Below are 19,335 nucleotides of genomic sequence, written 5' to 3'. Positions count from 1 at the left end.
GTCCACGCATGGCAGAACTGCGGTTCGTGGTGGACCCCGAACTCACCCCCGCGCTCACCGGGGAGCTCGTCGAGTGCTGGACCGAGGTGGTCAACGCCGGGGGGTCGGTGGGCTTCGTCCCCCCGGTCATCTCCGACGACATCGCGGAGACGGCGTCCGCCACCTTCGCCGCCTGCGACACCACCCGCCACGGCCCCGACCATCTGCTGGTCGGGTTCGACGAGGAGGACCGGGTGGCGTGCTGGCTGGTCCTGGGCGACGGGAAGTCGTGGCTGCGGGCCCACTGGCGCTGGGTGCTGCGGGTGATGGTCCACCCCAAGCACCAGGGCAGGGGGTACGGGACGCTGCTCATGCGCGCCGCCGACGCCGCCGCCCGCGACCTGGGCGTGGAGGCGCTGCACCTGACGGTCCGCGGCGGCACCGGGACCGAGGGCTTCTACGGCCGGCTGGGGTACGTCGAGGTCGGCCGGATCCCCCGCGCGATCCGCCTCGCTCCCGGCGACGACCGGGACGAGATCTACATGGTCAAACAGCTGTGACGCATGTCACTCGACAACCCGTAGTACTACCCCTCGTGGTGCGGGAGTTAGGCTTGGACGCGTGAAGGGTCTCGGCGAGCTTGAACGCAGCATCATGGACATCATCTGGGCACAGCCATCCCCTGTGACGGCGCGGGAGGTCGGGCGGCTCATCGCCGACCGCGACCTGGCGCCCACGACCGTGATGACCGTGCTCGACCGGCTCACCCGCAAGGGGTTCCTGCTCCGCACCCGCGACGGGCGCGCGTGGCGGTACGCACCGGCGGAGAGCCGCGACGCCTACGTCGCGGAGCTTATGCTGGAAGCGCTGGATATGACCGGTGACCGGTCGGCGGCCCTCACCCGGTTCGCCCAGGCCGTCACCGGCACCGAAGCCGACATCCTGCGCAGGGCCCTGACGGACCTCGAGGGGGAGCTGGAGGACGAGTAGATGGCCGCCGTGGCAGCCCTGGCGACGCTCGCCCTGGTCTGCGCGGTCGGCGCCTGGCGGCTCACCCGGGCGCGGTGGACCTACCGCTCCCCGCACGTGGCCATCGTCCTGTGGCAGGCCCTGGGGGTCACCTGGGGCTTGGCCGGGACGGGCGCCCTGCTCGGCTACGCGCTCTCCCCCTACGGCGAGGGCGTGCTGCACGGCATGCACGAGTTCGCGATCTCCGCGTTCGGCGGCGGGCTCGGGCTTCCCCGGCCGTACGAACCGCCGAGGATCGTCGCGTTCGTCGCCGGGCTGACCGCGCTGGCCGTGCTGATCCTGGTGCTGCTCGCCGCGGGCGCGCAGACGTTCCGCGCCCGCCACCGCCACCGCACCCTGCTCGCCCTGGTCGCCAGGGAGGACCCGGTGGTCCCCGGCGTGCGGGTGCTCGACCACCCGGGCGCCACCGCCTACTGCGTGCCCGGCCTGCGCTCCCAGGTGGTGGTCAGCGAGGGGGCGCTCAAGCTGCTCTCCGCCGACGAGCTGAACGCGGTGCTCGCCCACGAGGCCGCCCACGTGCGCGAGCGGCACGACCTGGTGCTGCTGCCCTTCGCCGCGCTGCGCCGGGCGCTGCCCTGGTCGCGCGTGGTCAGGGACGCGCAGGGCGAGGTCGGCCTGCTCGTGGAGATGGCCGCCGACGACGTCGCCCGGCGTGGGTGCTCCGCGCGCCGCCTGGCGACCGCCCTGCTGCGCTTCGGCACGGCGGGCGCCGTCCCGGCCCCGCACGGCGCGCTGGGCGCCGCGAACTCCGCCGCCGCCGTGATGGCCAGGGTCGAGCGCCTGGTGACCCCGGCGCCCGTCCTGCCGCGCGGGGTCCGCTACGCCATCGTCGCCTTCTCCGTGATCCTGACGTCGTCGGCTCCGCTGCTCTGGCTGGTCCCGCACTAGAAGCCGGTCTCGCGTTGACCCGCCTTGACCGTACGGCCGGCTCCCGCACCGAACCCCGAGCCCGTTCTTGGGACTTCGGGCGGTTTCCTCCAGGTTCCGCCAAACTCACCCCAAAGTGCTTGCAAGTGTTAGCCAACCCGTTTGCAATTGCAAGCACGGTGCGGCAGACTCGAAGCATGGCACTACCCAAGGTCGGCTCGATCGGTGAGTACATCCGCGAGCAGCGCACGCACGCGAAGATCTCCCTGCGACAGCTCGCCGCGGCGGCGGGGGTCTCCAACCCCTACCTGAGCCAGATCGAGCGCGGGCTGCGCAAGCCCAGCGCCGAGATCCTGAACCAGATCGCCAAGGGCCTGCACATCTCGTCGCAGGCGCTCTACGTCCAGGCGGGCCTCATCGAGGAGCGCGAGCCGGACAGCGACGTGCTGACCGCGATCCGGGCCGACCACCTCATCACCGAGCGTCAACGCCAGGTGCTGATCGACATCTACGAGTCGTTTCGCAAGGAGAACCACCAGGCCGAGACCCCGGACGAGGACGTGCAGACCTCCCAGAAAGCACGCCTCGCACCGGAGCCCCGGCGGGGTGACGCGGACTCCTCGCCTGACGACGAGGCGCCGCTCCCCGGGGAATACCTCACCGCGTTGAAGCCCTACGCGGTCCCCCCGGGCAACGGCCACATCACCGAGGAAACCAAGGAAGGTTAACCCATGCCCATCACCTCCGAAGTCAAGAAGCTGGCCGAGTCCAAGCCGTTCTACGCCGTCGCCGGAGTCGGCGACTTCGCCGTCGAGAAGCTCCTCGAGCTTCCCGAGCAGATCCAGAAGCTGCAGGGCCGCCGCGAGGAGATCCGCGAGGTCGCGAAGGACATCCCGGAGAGGGCAAGGCAGCTCGCCGGCAGGGCCGAGGGCTACGCCAAGGACTTCCCCGTGAAGGCCCGCGACTACGCCGACCAGATCGCCGGCCGGGCCGGCGAGCTGTACGAGGAGTTCGCCAACCGCGGCCGCAAGGTCGTCTCCAAGACCAGCGGCGAGATCGCCCTGGAGCTGGAGGAGGTCTCCGAGGCCGCCGAGCCCGCGATCGCCGCCGCCCGGACGCCCAGGAAGGGCACCCGCACCGCGAAGACCGGCACGACCGGCACCACCGGTACGACCCGCACGGCCCGCACCTCCAAGGGCTGAGCACCTTTCTCACCACCCTTGAGACCCGCCCCGGCATCCTCCCCGGGGCGGGTCCTCGGCGTTTCAGGGCCCGCGCCCGGCGAGGGCGGGAGCGGCCGGAGGCGAGGAACGGGCCGTCGGGCCCGGCCGGTACGAACCGGGGACGACGCGAAAGGGGCTTTCGGCATTAGGCTGAGGGAGACCGGCGAGGCGAACGTTCTGGAGAGACGATGATCGAAATCCACGGTGCCCTGGACCTGGTCTTCTGGATCCTGGCCGTCGGAGTGTTCGCGCTGTCGGGCTGGGCGCTCGTGCACGCGGTGAAGACCCCGGCGAGGGCGTTCGCGGTCACCGGCAAGCAGACCAAGAATCTGTGGCTGGTCATCCTCGGGCTGGCGGCGCTGTTCGGCTTCGCCGCCGCGGTGCAGTACCTCAGCGTGCTGAGCATCTTCACGATCGCGTCCGTCATCGCCTCGGGCATCTACCTGGCCGACGTGCGTCCCGCCGTGCGGGAGATCGGCAAGGGCGGCGGCAACCAGGGGCCGTACGGACCCTGGTGAACCTGGCCCCGGGGCCGGGGCTCGACGCGGCCCCGGCACCCGGCCTGACAGGGCTCGCTCCCGCGGCCGGACAGGGCTCGTCTTCGCGGCCGGGCGGGTTCGACTCCCGCGGCCGGGCGGCACGATCCGGGCGGCCGGGCGGGGCTCTTGCTCGCGGCCGGGCGGCATGATCCGGGTGCGGCTCCGAGGACGGCTCCGGACAACCGGGTTGCCCGACGGGGTTCCGGCCGGTAGACACGCCGGATGATGTTCGCGCGCAAACCCACGCTCTCCGGAGAGCACGTGACGCTCCGCCCGGTCGGTCCCGAGCACGTGGACGGCCTCTGGGAGCTGGTCAACGACCCCGAGACCGTCCGCCTGACCGGCTCGCACGGCAAGCCCGACTACGAGGGGCTCAAGGTCTGGTACGGCTCGCGGGGCGAGCAGCCCGACCGGCTGGACCTGGCGATCTGCTCCGCCGCGGACGACGCCTACGTGGGCGAGATCGTGCTCAACGAGCTCGACGCCGACAACCTCTCCTGCAACCTGCGCATCGCGCTGATCGGCCCCCGGGCGTACGGCAGGGGGTACGGCACCGAGGCGATCCGGCTCACCCTCGACCACGTCTTCGCCACCACGCCGCTGCACCGGGTGGCCCTGGAGGTCTACGCCTTCAACGAGCGGGCCGCGCACGTCTACCGCAAGATCGGCTTCGTCCAGGAGGGCGTCTGCCGTGACGCTCTGCGTCTAAACGGGGAATGGTATGACTCCGTAATCATGTCGATACTTGCCCCTGACTGGGTTGTCAGGGAAATTTGACATACACATGGTGATTTTTCGGAAACATCTTTTGACACTTCCGAAACAATGCTAGGTTCACTGGGAGCGCTCCCACCTGTGCGGAATCTTGGTGTGGAGGAAGTTATGGCCGATCTACCCACACTTGCCCAGGTCGCGGCAGAGGCAGGGGTCTCCCCCGCCACGGCGTCCCGGGTACTCACCGGTTCAGTCAGAGTCAGCACATCGACTCGTAGGCAGGTGCATGACGCAATATCGCGTCTCGGTTACGTCAGACATCGCGCTCCCCGTGGCGGCTCCGGCCGCCGATCCGACCAGGTCGTGGCCATCGTGGTCTGCGAGCCCGCGCACCGGCTCTTCACCGAGCCGTTCTACGCGCGGATGATCACGGCTGCGGAGGAGGTCCTCACCGGGCACGGCGTCCCCCTCGCCGTGATGACCGCCACGGCGGCCACCTCCACCATCGCCACGCCGCCGCTCGTCGCCGGAGGCATCGACGGCGTCCTGCTGATCGGCGCGCGCGACAGGCATCCGCTCGTGGTGACCCTCGCCGCCTCGGGCATTCCCGTACGGAGTGCGGGCCGTCCCCCGGACGGCATCGACCTCCCGCACGTCGACATGGACAACCGCGACGGAGGCCGGCAGGCGGCGGAACACCTGCTGCTCGGCGGCCGGAGGTCCATCGGCGTGATCGCGGGCCCGCCCGCCCTTCCGGCCGCGCGCGACCGGCTCGACGGGTTCATGCAGACCCTCGCCCTGGCCGGGATGACCGGCGTGCCGGTGGCGTACGGCGACTTCAGCCACACGTCGGGGGTGCACGGCATGCAGTGGCTGCTGCGCAGGATGCCGCACGTCGACGCGGTCTTCGCCGCCTCCGACGTGATGGCCGCCGCCGCGCTGCAGACCCTGCGCCGGGCCGGTCGCCGGGTGCCCGAGGACGTGGCCGTCATCGGGTTCGACGACGCCCCCGCGGCGCGGCGGACCTCCCCCACGCTCACCACCGTCCGCCAGCCGGTGGAGGAGTTCGCCGCGCTCGCCACCCGGCTGCTGCTGCTCTCGATGGGCTCGGGCGGCTCTCCTCGCGACAATCCCGTCCTCCCCACTGAGCTGGTGGTCCGTGAGTCCGCCTGACCAGGTCGGACTTCGCGCGGGGGACGTGCTCACCCGCAGGTACCTGTTGCTGGAGCGGATCGCGTGGGGTGGCATGAGCGTCATCTGGCGTGCCTTCGACCAGTCGCTCCAGCGCATGGTCGCCGTCAAGCTGCTGGACGGCGAGCTGGGCGTCGACCTGGGGGAGCGCGAGCTGATCCGCAGGGAGGCGCGTGCCACCGCGCGCCTCATCCACCCCGACGCGATCGAGGTCTACGACTACGGGGAGACCGTGACCTCGCACGGTCGCCTGGCCGCGTACGTCGTCATGCGCCTGCTGGAGGGGCGTCCGCTGGCGGACCGGATCACCGAGGGCCCGCTGCCGTGGGCGGAGGCGGTCACGATCGCCGCCAGGCTGGCCACCGTGCTGGCCGCCGCCCACGAGCGGGGCATCGTGCACCGGGACGTCACCGCCGAGAACGTGCTGCTCACCTCGGCGGGCGCCAAGCTGCTCGACTTCGGCATCGCGGCGTTCATCGGGGAGGACGGCGACGACCGGGCCTCCGACTACGGGACGCCTCCCTACGTGGCGCCCGAGCGGCTGACCGGCACGGTCGCGGACCCGGCGAGCGACGTCTACGCGCTGGGCGTGCTGCTGTTCGAGATGCTCACCGGCGACCCCCCGTACCCGGAACGGACCTGGGAGGAGATCGAGAACGTCCGCCGGGAGGGACCGCCGCCGGTCGCGGAGGTGCCGGGGATGCCCGCGCGGATCAGCGCGCTCTGCCAGGTCTGCCTGTCGCACCGGCCCGAGGCCAGGCCCGGGGCGCAGGAGGTGGCCGACGACCTGGCCGCGGCCCTGCGGCCCCCGGCCTCCGTCCCGGTCCACTGGGCCCGCGGGCACGGGCTGGTGCGCTGGACGGTGGTCGCGACGGTGGCGGCGGTGCTCGCGGGCCTCCTGGTGTGGAGCCGGATCTCCGGCTCCCACGAGGAGCGGGTGGCCGGTCCGCAGGGGCGCGGGGCGGTGACGTCCACGGTCCTCGACCCCACCGTCGCCCACCCCGAACCGGGCCCCTCTCCTTCGGCCACCGTCACCCGCAAGCGGGATGGGCACGCGGCGGAACCGGCACCGGGGGTGGAGGCGATCCGTTCCTACGACCCGAACCTCAACCAGAGCGTGCGGCGCTTCAACGCGGTGCTGGCGAAGGGGGAGGACGAGGGCAGGATCCGCTCCGACGTGGCCCTGGACCTGCGGCAGGTGATGGCCAGCAGCGTCTGGGACTCCCGCGACCTCACCCCGATCCGGGAAAAGATCGTCGGCCGCCACCGTGAGGGCTCGCTGCCCGACGATTTCCGCGAGGCTCTGGAGGCCCAGCTCCTGCTCGTGTCGGTCGCCCTGGCCGGTTAAAAACCGAAATATACGACTAAGCCCCCTCAAATCTCAATGTGGAGGGGGCTTAGGATTTGGCCGCCGGCCGAATTCGCCGCTTCTCACACCGCCGGCGAAGGCCGCCCATTCGCCCCGGGTGAACACCAGCGCCCGGACGGATTCTTACCGTCCCTGACCGCCGTACGTCCCCCGCACGGATCGGCGGCCTCAGCGCGATCGCCGCCGTCGCCACCGGACAGCGAGGATTCGCGCCATTCGGCGTTGGCGAGTTCGCGGCATGTCCTAATCATGTGCGGTGAGACGCGACAGTCCGACTACAGCCCCACCGTTCCACCGGATGCCGTGACCCTCCCCGATGGACCGGGAGCCGTTCGACGACGGGCGGGGCGATGGCCGTACGGGGCGTGGCGGAAAAGGCCAGGAATCGGGAATCTCGGGAATCCCTACAAAAAGCAACATAGAAACATCCCTCCTATATGCATTGATAACTACGCAACCAAATACCCCGCATGTCGTATAACGAGTACGGCGCCGTCGATCAGTAGGGTTAACAGAAATGGCGCATCATCGGCAATGCGCCTGGAAGGCGAAATACCAAAGGAAAAGGATGAGACTGTGACAGTCATCGGTCACTCCCATATCGTTTCGCGGAATACCGTCCGTTCCTGGCTGACGGGGACCGTGACGGTCGCGGTCGCGCTGGGCTGCGTCACCGCGACACCGCACACGGCGGCGAGCGCGGCGAGCGCGACCCGTACGGCGAGCACGGCGAGCGAGCCGAGCCCGGCGGCGGCGCTGTCGCTCGGCGCGGCCGCGAACTTCGCGGTCCTGGCGGGGACGACGGTCACCGGCACCGGGGCCACCGTCGTCACCGGCGAGGTCGGGGTGAGCCCGGGCTCGACGACCGCCGGATTCCCGCCGGGCGTCGTGGCCGGTGCCGTCTACCTGGACGATCCCGTCGCCGAACAGGCTCAGGACGACCTGACCGCCGCCTACGACAGCGCCGTGGGGCGGCCCGGCACCGCCTCCCTGCGGCCGCAGCTCGGCGGGACCACGGTGACCCCGGGCGTCTACAACTCCGTCTCGGGCTCCTTCCAGATCAGCGGTGATCTGACCCTGGACGCGCAGGGGGATCCGAACGCCCTCTTCGTCTTCAGGGCTCCCGCCCTGGCCACCGCGCCCGCCAGCGTGGTGCGGCTCGCCAACGGCGCCCAGGCGTGCAACGTCATCTGGCAGGTCGGCGGTTCGGCCACGCTGGGGGCCGGCTCCCGCTTCACCGGGAGCGTCCTCGCGCTGACCTCGATCACCGCGGCCCGTGGCGCGACCGTGAACGGCCGCCTGCTGGCCCGCGCGGGCAACGTCAACCTGGACGCCGCCACCGTCACACGGTCCGCCTGCGCGACCCTGCCGCAGAGGAGGACCGTCACCAAGCTGGGCGCGTTCTGCGACCCGAAATCGCCGGGCAACCTCGCCCTCGTCGCGACCGTCACGTCCGAGGGGTCGGTCCCGCCTGTCGGGCCGGTCGAGTTCTTCGCCAACGGGGTGCGCCAGGACCAGTTCCCGACGGACGCCACCGGCCACGCGAAACTGATCGTCTCCAGGATCCCGCCGCGAACCCACGAGTTCGTGGCGGCCTTCTCGGGCACGAACCGGCTGGAGCCCAGCACCTCACCGGTGCTGAAAGTGGTCGTCGGCCCCGAGGGCATCTGCCCGGCACCGCCGGCGAGCCCGGCCACCGCGGGTAGCGGCGCCCCCGGTGACAAGGCGGGCAGCAACGCGAAGCACAACCGGAGCACCATAACGTGGCCGCCCGCGAGAAGGGCGTTCAAGGGGAAGAACCGCGAGCGCGGCCGTCACCATCACGCACGCCCCGGGCACCACCGCCGCTCGCGCTGACAGAGCCGCGCTGACAGAGCCGCGCTGACAGAGCCGGGCCGACAGGGACGCGCGGGCCGGGCTGGACCGGGTCGGACCGGTCCGGAAAGCGCCTTCCGAGATCGCGGATCCGCCCCATCGGCCGTCGGCCGGTGGGGCGGGGTCGTCGCGAGGGGAACCCGAGGACCGCGAACAAGCAAGCACTCGGCTGGAAAGGCCGGAAGCTCTGAAACTTTCACGGCTCGCGAAAAAGGCCGTCCGGATCGCAGCAGCCTGGCGACGTTGGTCGCGAAACATCGGCGTAACCGGGGACGCATGCCATTGACATCCCGTTCACCGCCTCCAGAATTCTTTATGGGAGCGCTCCCACCCCCTCTCTCCCTTGCTTGATCCGATGCGGAGCCATCACCAGCGAATTCGCATCGATCCCCACTCACGGAGGCCCATTTCATGCATTTGTTCCCCAGTAAAGCGGGAGCGCTCCCACGCTTCCGGAGACGGATCGCCGCGCTGGCGCTGCTCAGCCTGGCGGCCGGGACGACCACCGCCCTGGCGGCCTCTCCGGCCCTCGCCGCCGTCGCCTGCGACGTGACGTACACCACCAACGACTGGCAGGGCGGTTTCACCGCCAGCGTGTCCGTCAAGAACCTGGGCGACCCGCTGACCGGCTGGACCCTCGGGTTCAGTTTCCCGACGACCGGCCAGAGGATCTCCCAGGGCTGGAGCGCCACCTGGGCGCAGAGCGGCCAGGCCGTCACCGCCCGGAACCTCGACTGGAACGGCAACCTGGCCACCGGAGCCTCGACCAGCATCGGCTTCAACGGCACCTGGTCCGGTTCCAACCCCAAGCCGGCCGCCTTCACGGTCAACGGCACCACCTGCGGGGGGACCCCCGTCAACCAGCCGCCCACCGCGAGCGTCACCGGCCCGGCGGCCGGGGCCACCTTCGCCGCGCCCGCGACGGTGCCGATCACCGCCAACGCGGCCGACAGCGACGGCACCGTCTCCAAGGTCGACTTCTTCAACGGCAGCACGCTGCTGGGCACCGACACCACCGCGCCGTACGCCTACAACTGGACGGGTGTCGCCGCCGGGAGCTACTCCCTCACCGCGAGGGCGACCGACGACAAGGGCGCGGCCACCACCTCCTCCCCGGTGGGGATCACCGTCACCGCCGACTCGGCCCCCGCCGTGGTCGTCACCCCGGCCACGGTCGCCGTCCCCGAGGGCGGCTCGGCCGACCTCTCGGTCAAGCTCTCCAAGGCCCCGTCCGCGAGCGTCACGGTGGCGACCGCGAGGACGAGCGGCGACACCGACCTCACCGTCGCCTCCGGCGCGTCGCTCACCTTCACCACCGCCAACTGGAACACGGCCCAGACGGTACGGGTCGCGGCGGCCGAGGACAGCGACCAGGCCTCCGGCAGCGCCGAGTTCACCTCCACCGCCTCCGGCCACACCTCGGCCAAGGCGACCGCCACGGAGGTCGACAACGACTCGGGCGGCGGGGACAACGAGTACATCCAGCGCTTCATCACGATGTACAACAAGCTCAAGGACCCGGCGAACGGCTACTTCTCGCCGCAGGGCGTGCCCTACCACTCCGTCGAGACCTTCATGGTCGAGGCGCCGGACCACGGGCACGAGACCACCTCCGAGGCCTACAGCTACTACCTGTGGCTGGAGGCGGCGTACGGCAAGGTGACCGGCGACTGGAGCAAGTTCAACGACGCCTGGGCCTCGATGGAGAAGTACATCATCCCGGCCACCGCCGACCAGCCGACCAACGCCAACTACAACCCGTCCAAGCCCGCCACCTACGCCGGTGAGTGGGACGACATCAAGCAGTACCCGTCCAAGCTGGACAACGGCGTGAGCGTCGGCGTCGACCCGATCGCCAACGAGCTGAAGACGGCGTACGGCACCAGTGACGTCTACGGCATGCACTGGCTGCTGGACGTGGACAACACCTACGGTTTCGGCCGCTGCGGGGACGGGACCACCAAGCCCGCGTACATCAACACCTACCAGCGCGGCCCGGAGGAGTCGGTCTTCGAGACCATCCCGCAGCCGTCCTGCGACACCTTCAAGCACGGTGGCCCGAACGGGTTCCTGGACCTGTTCACCGGCGACAGCGCCTACGCCAAGCAGTGGAAGTACACCAACGCCCCCGACGCCGACGCCCGCGCCGTCCAGGTCGCCTACTGGGCGCACACCTGGGCCACCGAGCAGAACAAGGCCTCGCAGGTCTCGGCCACGGTGGCCAAGGCCGCGAAGATGGGCGACTACCTGCGCTACGCGATGTACGACAAGTACTTCAAGAAGCAGGGCTGCACCAGCACCTCGTGCGCGGCCGGAACCGGCAAGGACAGCTCGGCCTACCTGCTGAGCTGGTACTACGCCTGGGGCGGCGCCTACGACACCTCCGCCGGATGGGCCTGGCGGATCGGCTCCAGCCACAACCACTCCGGCTACCAGAACCCGATGGCCGCGTGGGTGCTGTCCAGCGTGGACGCGCTCAAGCCCAAGGGCGCGACCGCCGTGCAGGACTGGACCACCAGCACCAAGCGGCAGCTGGAGTTCTACCGCTGGCTGCAGTCGACCGAGGGCGCGATCGCCGGTGGCGCCACCAACAGCTGGCAGGGCCACTACGCGGCCCCGCCGTCGACGCTGCCCACCTTCTACGGGATGGCGTACGACTGGCAGCCGGTCTACCACGACCCGCCGTCCAACCAGTGGTTCGGCTTCCAGGCGTGGTCGATGGAGCGGGTCGCGGAGCTGTACTACGCGACCGGCAACGCCGACGCCAAGCTCGTGCTGGACAAGTGGGTCAAGTGGGCCACCGACAACACCACGATCAACGCCGACGGGACCTACCAGATCCCCTCGACGCTGGTGTGGACCGGCCAGCCCGACACCTGGAACCCGAACAACCCCGGCCCCAACTCCGGCCTGCACGTGAGCATCAGGGACTACACGACCGACGTGGGCGTGGCGGGCTCGTACGCCAAGGTGCTGATGTACTACGCGGCCAAGTCCGGCGACGCCACGGCCAAGACGGTCGCCAAGGGCCTGCTCGACGGCATGTGGCGGAACAACCAGGACGCCAGGGGCGTGTCGGTCCCCGAGACCAAGGCCGACTACCGGCGCCTCAACGACCCGGTCTACGTGCCCCCGGGCTGGACCGGCAAGATGCCCAACGGCGACACGATCAACTCCAGCTCGACCTTCATGTCCATCCGGTCCTTCTACAAGAACGACCCGGACTGGCCGAAGGTGGACGCCTACCTGAAGGGCACCGGCCCCGCGCCGACCTTCAACTACCACCGGTTCTGGGCGCAGGTGGACGTGGCCGTCGCCCTCGCCGAGTACGGCCGCCTCTTCCCCTGATTTCCCGCTGACCTCCCGCTGACCCCCCTCTGATCGTCCTCGGGTCCGGCCCTCCCTCGGGCCGGACCCGAGCCCGACCTGAGCCTGGCCCGAGTCCGGGCCGGGCCCGACCCCCCTGAGACCTCGGGGCGTGGCGGTACCCCTGACCTGCCGCCACGCCCTGAGCACCACCTCCGAGAGGCGCACCCCCCGATGAAGAGATCCCTGGCGGCGCTCGCGCTGCTGGCGCTGGCGGCCCTACCGGTGACGGTTCCCGCCACCGGCGCCCAGGCCGCGGCGCCCGCCTTCGCGTACGGCGAGGCGCTGCAGAAGTCCATCTGGTTCTACGAGGCCCAGCAGTCGGGGACGCTGCCGAGCTGGAACCGCGTCGGCTGGCGCGGCCCCTCCGGGCTCACCGACGGCCAGGACGCCGGGCTCGACCTGACCGGCGGCTGGTACGACGCGGGCGACCACGTCAAGTTCGGCCTGCCGATGGCGGCGAGCGCGACGATGCTGGCCTGGGGCGCGGTGGAGTACCGCGACGCGTACGCCTCCTCCGGGCAGCTCACCCACCTGCTGAACAACCTCAAGTTCGTCAACGACTACTTCATCAAGGCCCACCCGTCGGCGAACGTGCTGTACGGGCAGGTCGGCAACGGCGGCAGGGACCACGCCTGGTGGGGCCCGGCCGAGGCGATGCAGATGGAGCGGCCCGCGTACAAGATCGACGCCTCCTGCGGCGGGTCGGACCTGGCCGGGGAGACGGCCGCGGCGATGGCGGCCTCGTCGATCGTCTTCCGCCCGACAAATCCGACTTATGCCGACACCCTGGTGACGCACGCCAAGCAGCTCTACACCTTCGCCGACACCGTGCGGAAGAAGTACAGCGACTGCATCACCGACGCTTCGGGCTACTACCAGTCGTGGAGCGGCTACAACGACGAGCTGGTCTGGGGCGCCATCTGGCTGCACCGGGCCACCCAGGACGCCTCCTACCTGGCCAAGGCCGAGTCGTACTACGACAACCTCGGCACCGAGCCGCAGTCCACGACCAAGTCCTACAAGTGGACGATCGCCTGGGACGACAAGTCCTACGGCGCCTACGTGCTGCTGAACAAGCTGACCGGCAAGCAGAAGTACCTCGACGACGCCAACCGCTGGCTCGACTTCTGGACGGTCGGGGTCAACGGGCAGCGGGTGAGGTACTCCCCCGGCGGGCAGGCCGTGCTCGACCGGTGGGGCTCGCTGCGCTACGCGGCCAACACCTCGTTCGCGGCGCTGGTCCACTCGGACTCGATCACCGACGCGACACGTAAGGCGAGATATCACGACTTCGCGGTCAGGCAGATCAACTACGCGCTCGGCGACAACCCGCGCAACTCCTCGTACGTGATCGGGTTCGGCGCGAACCCGCCGAAGAACCCGCACCACCGCACCGCGCACGGCTCGTGGACCGACCAGATGACCAACCCGGTCGAGACCCGCCACACCCTGTACGGCGCCCTCGTCGGCGGCCCGCCCGACCCCGACGACGCCTACACCGACAGGCGCGACGACTACGTGATGAACGAGGTCGCCACCGACTACAACGCGGGCTTCACCAGCGCCCTCGCCCGCCTCTACCGCGAGTACGGCGGGGCCCCGGCCGCGAACTTCCCCGCCGCCGAGACCCCCGACGGTCCCGAGATCTTCGTGGAGGCCGGGGTGAACGCCTCCGGCTCGGCGTTCACCGAGATCAAGGCCATCGTGCGGAACCAGTCGGCCTGGCCGGCCCGCCCGCTCGCCGACGGCTCGTTCCGCTACTACTTCACCCTCGACGGCACCACGACCGCGAGCCAGGTCTCCGTGACGTCCGCCTACAACCAGTGCAAGACGCCGACCGGGCCGACCCTGCTGTCCGGGAGGACGTACTACGTCACCGTCGACTGCTCGAACACCTCGATCGCCCCGGCGGGGCAGTCGCAGCACCGGCGCGAGGTGCAGTTCCGCATCGCCAGCACCGGGACGTGGGACCCGTCGAACGACTGGTCGTACACCGGCATCCCCACCACACCGGGCGCGACGCCGGCGCGGACGCAGAACATGACGGTCTACGCGGGGACGACGAAGATCTGGGGCAACCCGCCCGGCGACGAGCCTCCCCCGGAGGACGACACCGTGGCGCCGTCGCGGCCGGGCAAGCCCGCCGTCTCGGCGATCACCGGTAGCGGCGCCACCCTGACCTGGACGGCCTCGACCGACAACGTGGGCGTCAGCGGCTACGACGTCTACCGGGGGACGACGAGGGTCGCCACCTCCACCGGCACCTCGTACGCCCTCACCGGGCTGACCCCCTCGACGGCGTACACCGTGTCCGTGGTGGCAAGGGACGCGGCGGGCAACTCCTCCACCGCGTCCGAGAACACCGCGTTCACCACGACGACGGCCCCGGCGGGCGGCTGCACGGCCACGTACACGATCGGCAACAGCTGGCAGGGCGCCTTCCAGGGGAACGTCACCGTCACGAACGCGGGCACCTCGGCGATCACCGGCTGGACGGTGACCTGGCGGTTCCCCAACGGCCAGACGATCAGCCAGCTCTGGAACGGCACGCACACCCAGACGGGAGCGGACGTGTCGGTCAGGAACGTGAACTGGAACGGCTCCCTCGCCCCGAACGCCTCGGCGTCCTTCGGCTTCACCGCGAGCCAGAGCGGCACCAACGGCGTCCCCACCCCGGTGGACTGCACCACCGGCTGACCCCCCGCCGGCCCGCGCCCCGGGCCGGCGGCCCTCTCCGCACCCGCGGAACCCCCGGCGACCCGCACCGGTGATCCACATCGGCGATCCGGGACTCGCTCCCCCGTGTTCCCCCTTGTCCAGGCGTCCGTTCTCCCTTCCCCGGACGTCTTGCCGCCCCGGCCGGGCGCGACGACCCCTCCGCCCGGCCGGGCACTCCCCTAACCGAGGTAGGTCATGCGCATCAGACTGGCGCTGCTCGCGGCGCTCCTTCTCCCGTTCCTCGTCTCCATACCGCCCGCCCACGCCGCCGTGGGCCTCCGTGTGGACGGTACGCGGATCCTCGAGGCGAACGGCAACGCGTTCGTCATGCGTGGCACCAGCCACGCGCACACCTGGTACGCGACCCAGACCAGCTCGTTCGCGAACATCAAGTCGCTGGGCGCGAACACCGTCAGGGTGGTGCTCAGCGGCGGCCGGTGGACCGCCAACGGCGCCTCCGACGTGGCGAACGTCGTCTCGCTCTGCAAGCAGAACAAACTCATCTGTGTCCTGGAAAATCATGACACCACGGGGTACGGCGAGCAGAGCGGCGCGTACACCCTCGACCAGGCCGTGGACTACTGGATCAGCGTCAAGAGCGCGATCGTCGGCCAGGAGGACTACGTCGTCCTGAACGTCGGCAACGAGCCCATCGGCAACAACCCGACCACCCCCAACTGGACCCAGGCCACCACGGCCGCGATCACCCGGCTGCGGAGCAACGGGTTCCAGCACCTGATCATGGTGGACGCGCCCAACTGGGGCCAGGACTGGAACTTCACCATGCGCGACAACGCGGCCACGGTCGCCGCCGCCGACCCGCAGCGCAACACGGTCTTCTCCGTCCACATGTACGGGGTGTTCGACACGGCGGCCGAGGTCACCTCCTACCTGCAGGCGTTCCAGACGGCGGGACTGCCACTGGTGATCGGCGAGTTCGGCTTCAACCACTCCGACGGCAACCCCGACGAGGACACGATCATGGCCCAGGCGCAGGCCAGGGGGGTCGGCTACCTCGGCTGGTCGTGGAGCGGCAACGGCGGCGGCGTCGAGTATCTCGACCAGGTGACCAACTTCGACGTCACCCGCCTCACCACCTGGGGACAGCGCCTGTTCAACGGGGCGAACGGCATCGCGCAGACCTCCGTCGAGGCCACGGTCTACGGCGGCACCGGCACCCCCGACACCGAGGCGCCGACCCGGCCCGGCACGCCCGCCGCCTCGGACGTCACCTCGACCGGCGCCCGGCTGTCCTGGACCGCCTCCACCGACAACCGCGCGGTCACCGGCTACGACGTCTTCCGGGGAAGCACCAGGATCGGTTCGTCCGCGACCAACTCGATCACCCTGACCGGCCTCACCGCGCAGACCGCCTACACCGTCACCGTCGTCGCCCGCGACGCCGCCGGGAACACCTCGGCCGCCTCGGCGGCCACGACCTTCACCACCACCTCGACCCCGCCGAGCGGCTGCACCCCGACGTACCGCGTGGTCGGCCACTGGCAGGGCGGCTTCCAGGGCGAGGTCACCGTCCGCTGCACCGCGGCCGTCACCAGTTGGAGAGCCGTCCTCACCTACCCCTCCGGCGTGAACGTCAGCCAGTCGTGGAGCTCCACCCTCTCCGCGGCTCCCCCGGTCTTCACCTTCACCAACGCCGCCTGGAACGGTTCCCTCCCCGCCGGGGGATCCACCACCTTCGGCTTCATCGGCACCTGGTCGGGCACCGGCGCCCCGCCCGCCCCCACCGTCTCCTAGCCGTACGCCAACGCCGTACACCGACGCCGTACGCCGATGCCCCTCCCCCGCTCCCGGCGGCTCCGGCGTGCGACGGCGGCGGGACCGCCGTCACCGGCGGTCCCGCCGCGGCCCCGTGGCCGGTTCACACCGGCCGCGGGGCTTCCCCGTGCCGCGCCCGGATCAGATCGCGGGCGTGGTCAGGCGCTCGGGGGACACGTCAGTCGTCGAACCCGAAGCCGCCGCTGCGGCTCCTGTTCGACAGGTAATTGTTGTTGTTGTTGTGGTTGTTGATCCTGATCTTGACGCGGTGGTGGCCGCCGCCGTGCCGTCCCCAGCCGCCCCATCGGCCACAGCCCCCGCCGCCGCAGCAGCCGCGGCGACAGCCCCCGCCGCCCCAGGTCGGGAAGGCCGCCGCGGTGACCGCGGTGGTCGTCGCGGCGGCGCTCGCGGCGGTGGTCGCCGCACCCATACCGACAACCCCGCCGGTCAGCACCATGCTGAAAGCGAGTCCTGTGATGACACTCTTGAACTTGGGCATTGCTTTTCCCCTCGAAAGGTTCAATTACCCCGATTACCGACATTTCTGGATCAGTCGGAAACCATTAGCGATGGATAGATATGCCCCATCCCCGCTTGTCATACTTTCCTGCGATCTCTGCCCATAAACGATAATTCAATCCTTTTGCACTATTATCGTCGCCTTATGGGGATTATTAAACACTTACGAGTCGCTTTGTAGTGAAATGTCCCTTATGTGCCATCCAGGCCGGCACGGTGCCCTCAGGAGGAACGCGCCTCGACGCCGTGCTTCCGCAGCGTGGAGACCATCCAGCGCGAGAGGCGTACGTGGCCGGCGAGGGTGGGGTGGACGCCGTCGGGCAGCACCGCTCCGCGCCCCCAGCCCCGGCCGTGCGGGCCGAGGGGCTCGAACGGGTCGAGGAAGGGCACCTCCTGCCGGTCGGCGGCGAGCTGGACGGCCTCCCTCACCCCGTAGGCCCAGTGGGGGGCCTTCGTCATCCAGATCGGGCCGACCAGCACGATCCTGGTGTGCGGCCATCGCCGCCTGACCAGCTCCACCAGACGGACCGCCGCGTCCTCGACCCTCGCGGCCTCGATCCGGCGGTCGTTGCGCCCGCCGGAGATGATCAGCATGTCGGGCTCGGGACGCCAGGAGAGCTCCTTGACGAAGGAGTCCTGGAAGGTCCGGCCCACCCGGCCGGGGTTGACGAAGCCCGTCCCCCCGGCGCCGGCCGTGATCAGCTGCCAGCCCAGCTCCCGCGCGACCCTGGCCGCGTAGCCGTCCCACGCCCGTACGGGCCCCGACCCGACCGTGAAGCTGTCACCGACGATCATGACGAGCGGGGCGGGGAGCGGTGCGGTGACCGGAATTCCCGTACCGGCGGTCGGCGGCGTGGCCGCGCCCGCTCCAAGACTGCATCCCGAAATAGAGCAGGAAATCGCTACAAGAAAGGCGACCGCCAATGTCCACGGTCGTCTGCGTACGGGCGCGCGCATGCCACCTCGGGAAACGTCGGACTCCTGACATGATTGCAGATGTCCGCCGCCGAGCGCGGCTACTCCGTCTCATGAACATCACCGGACTCACGATTCCGGCCCGGCCCCGCCGGATCAGGACGGCGCCGTCCTGATCGCGACGGCTCCCTGCTGTCAGCTCACGTCCGAGGGGCCGACGGACCAGGTGTTGCAGTAGGCGATCCTGGCGTACTTCCAGCCCTGGTGGAGCCAGGCCGCGTAGTGCTCCCCGCTGCCGTGGTCGCGCCGGGGGTTGCCGTTCTGGTCGTCGCCGCGCCCGAACTCCGTCCGCAGGACCTCCTGCCAGCGGGCGTTGGTGACGCCCAGCGGCTCCCGTACGGTCCGGACGAAGGCCCCGGCGAGGCACTGCGCCTGCAGCTCGTGGCGGCGGGAGTGGGAGTCCTGGGCGGCACGGGACTTGTTGGAGACCTCCCACCACCAGGCTCCGCCGATACCGGCCATGTTCTGCACGTGGTGGGCGTACTCGTGGGCGAGCACGCTCAGGTAGGGCACGTGGTTCCTGGCGGGGTCGACGTCACCGCTCTGCTCGATCACGTGGCTCAGGCCGATGTACATGCCCCGGTTGGACGGGCAGTAGTAGGCGGAGGCGAACTTGTCGGGATAGGTCCCGCAGGGACCTCGTCCGGGACGGGACCAGTAGACCTTGCGCGCCGGGAGAAAGACCGCACCGGCCTGGGAGAACTTCGCCGACCACGCCCGCTCCAGGCAGTCGGTGACGGCGTTGAGGTAGGACAGCATGTCGCGGGGCTGGGTCGAGGGGCGCGGGGCGCGGCAGGTGGTCGGGCGCATCAGACCCGTGCCGTACAGCGGGTTGCGCTTGAGCCGGGCCGTGGTGTCCGAGCGCCGCATGTAGCGGAGGTCGACGGCCATGGTGCGCGCCGCGGCGACCGGGGCGATCTCGATGTCGCCCAGCGAGCCGAGGTTCAGCTTCTCCGGCGGGGTGAAGTCCGGCGTGGTGATCTCGGTGTCACCCGTCTGCCGGGGGGACGCGCCTCCCGTCGCCACCGGCGCGGTCCCGGGGCCCGCGGGCGCCTCGGCCTTCTCCCCACCGGCCAGACCGGCGATCACCACGACCGTGGCGAACGCCAGGGCGAGGACACCGAGCACGCCGAAGGCCAGCGGGTTCGACCCCCGTGGGCGCATGCGACCGCCTCTCCAAAGAGTGGATCTC

17 protein-coding genes are annotated in these 19,335 nt (G+C 70.4%); 13 read left to right on the top strand and 4 right to left on the bottom strand.

Annotation, left to right across the window (positions count from 1 at the left end):
• Positions 1–8: 8 nt before the first annotated feature.
• From ACFYWM_RS21180 to ACFYWM_RS21140, 9 genes are all read left to right on the top strand, one after another.
• Positions 9–539, top strand: a complete 531-nt coding sequence (locus ACFYWM_RS21180; RefSeq protein WP_389917150.1) for a GNAT family N-acetyltransferase — start codon at positions 9–11, stop codon at positions 537–539.
• Between the two features lie 61 nt (positions 540–600).
• Positions 601–969: a BlaI/MecI/CopY family transcriptional regulator gene (locus tag ACFYWM_RS21175; protein WP_362866522.1), complete on the top strand. Its 369-nt coding sequence runs from the start codon at positions 601–603 to the stop codon at positions 967–969.
• Complete coding sequence (locus ACFYWM_RS21170; protein WP_389917147.1) at positions 970–1,896, top strand: M56 family metallopeptidase; 927 nt, start codon at positions 970–972, stop codon at positions 1,894–1,896.
• Between the two features lie 176 nt (positions 1,897–2,072).
• A complete protein-coding gene (locus ACFYWM_RS21165; protein ID WP_389917145.1) occupies positions 2,073–2,603 on the top strand; it encodes a helix-turn-helix domain-containing protein in 531 nt (176 codons plus the stop codon).
• A 3-nt stretch (positions 2,604–2,606) separates the two neighbouring features.
• Positions 2,607–3,077, top strand: coding sequence for a hypothetical protein (locus tag ACFYWM_RS21160; protein WP_389917143.1), 471 nt, complete (start codon positions 2,607–2,609; stop codon positions 3,075–3,077).
• A 209-nt stretch (positions 3,078–3,286) separates the two neighbouring features.
• Complete coding sequence (locus ACFYWM_RS21155) at positions 3,287–3,616, top strand: DUF2516 family protein (protein ID WP_329089733.1); 330 nt, start codon at positions 3,287–3,289, stop codon at positions 3,614–3,616.
• Between the two features lie 246 nt (positions 3,617–3,862).
• The gene (locus ACFYWM_RS21150) at positions 3,863–4,414 is read left to right on the top strand and encodes a GNAT family N-acetyltransferase (protein WP_389917140.1); all 552 of its coding nucleotides are present in this window, start codon (positions 3,863–3,865) and stop codon (positions 4,412–4,414) included.
• 48 nt (positions 4,415–4,462) lie between these two features.
• Positions 4,463–5,524: a LacI family DNA-binding transcriptional regulator gene (locus ACFYWM_RS21145; RefSeq protein ID WP_389917138.1), complete on the top strand. Its 1,062-nt coding sequence runs from the start codon at positions 4,463–4,465 to the stop codon at positions 5,522–5,524.
• Positions 5,511–6,890: a serine/threonine-protein kinase gene (locus tag ACFYWM_RS21140; RefSeq protein WP_389917136.1), complete on the top strand. Its 1,380-nt coding sequence runs from the start codon at positions 5,511–5,513 to the stop codon at positions 6,888–6,890. Before ACFYWM_RS21145 ends, ACFYWM_RS21140 begins: the two co-directional genes overlap by 14 nt.
• A gap of 83 nt (positions 6,891–6,973) precedes the next feature.
• On the opposite strand, the gene ACFYWM_RS21135 is transcribed toward ACFYWM_RS21140, so the two are convergent.
• Positions 6,974–7,162: a DUF397 domain-containing protein gene (locus ACFYWM_RS21135; RefSeq protein ID WP_389917134.1), complete on the bottom strand. Its 189-nt coding sequence runs from the start codon at positions 7,160–7,162 to the stop codon at positions 6,974–6,976.
• 391 nt (positions 7,163–7,553) lie between these two features.
• Between ACFYWM_RS21135 and ACFYWM_RS21130 the strand changes: the two genes are divergently transcribed.
• The 4 genes from ACFYWM_RS21130 to ACFYWM_RS21115 all read left to right on the top strand — a co-directional run bounded on the left by ACFYWM_RS21130 (position 7,554) and on the right by ACFYWM_RS21115 (position 16,628).
• Positions 7,554–8,768: an ice-binding family protein gene (locus tag ACFYWM_RS21130; protein ID WP_389917132.1), complete on the top strand. Its 1,215-nt coding sequence runs from the start codon at positions 7,554–7,556 to the stop codon at positions 8,766–8,768.
• Positions 8,769–9,197: 429 nt separating this feature from the next.
• Positions 9,198–12,134, top strand: coding sequence for a glycoside hydrolase family 48 protein (locus ACFYWM_RS21125; protein ID WP_389917130.1), 2,937 nt, complete (start codon positions 9,198–9,200; stop codon positions 12,132–12,134).
• 192 nt (positions 12,135–12,326) lie between these two features.
• Positions 12,327–14,852, top strand: a complete 2,526-nt coding sequence (locus ACFYWM_RS21120) for a glycoside hydrolase family 9 protein (RefSeq protein ID WP_389917128.1) — start codon at positions 12,327–12,329, stop codon at positions 14,850–14,852.
• Between the two features lie 216 nt (positions 14,853–15,068).
• Positions 15,069–16,628, top strand: a complete 1,560-nt coding sequence (locus ACFYWM_RS21115) for a cellulase family glycosylhydrolase (protein WP_389917126.1) — start codon at positions 15,069–15,071, stop codon at positions 16,626–16,628.
• 199 nt (positions 16,629–16,827) lie between these two features.
• Here ACFYWM_RS21115 and ACFYWM_RS21110 read toward each other — a convergent pair whose 3' ends face one another.
• From ACFYWM_RS21110 to ACFYWM_RS21100, 3 genes are all read right to left on the bottom strand, one after another.
• The gene (locus ACFYWM_RS21110) at positions 16,828–17,148 is read right to left on the bottom strand and encodes a hypothetical protein (RefSeq protein WP_389917124.1); all 321 of its coding nucleotides are present in this window, start codon (positions 17,146–17,148) and stop codon (positions 16,828–16,830) included.
• A 242-nt stretch (positions 17,149–17,390) separates the two neighbouring features.
• On the bottom strand, positions 17,391–17,963 hold the full coding sequence (locus ACFYWM_RS21105; RefSeq protein WP_389917122.1) for an SGNH/GDSL hydrolase family protein: 573 nt from the start codon (positions 17,961–17,963) through the stop codon (positions 17,391–17,393).
• 315 nt (positions 17,964–18,278) lie between these two features.
• Positions 18,279–19,307, bottom strand: coding sequence for a neutral zinc metallopeptidase (locus ACFYWM_RS21100; protein ID WP_389917120.1), 1,029 nt, complete (start codon positions 19,305–19,307; stop codon positions 18,279–18,281).
• Positions 19,308–19,335: the final 28 nt, after the last annotated feature.

This window comes from Streptosporangium sp. NPDC002721 (genome assembly GCF_042888905.1).
GTDB lineage: Bacteria > Actinomycetota > Actinomycetes > Streptosporangiales > Streptosporangiaceae > Streptosporangium.
Note: the sequence above shows the minus strand (reverse complement) of the source record. Positions and strands in the feature narration are given on the sequence as shown.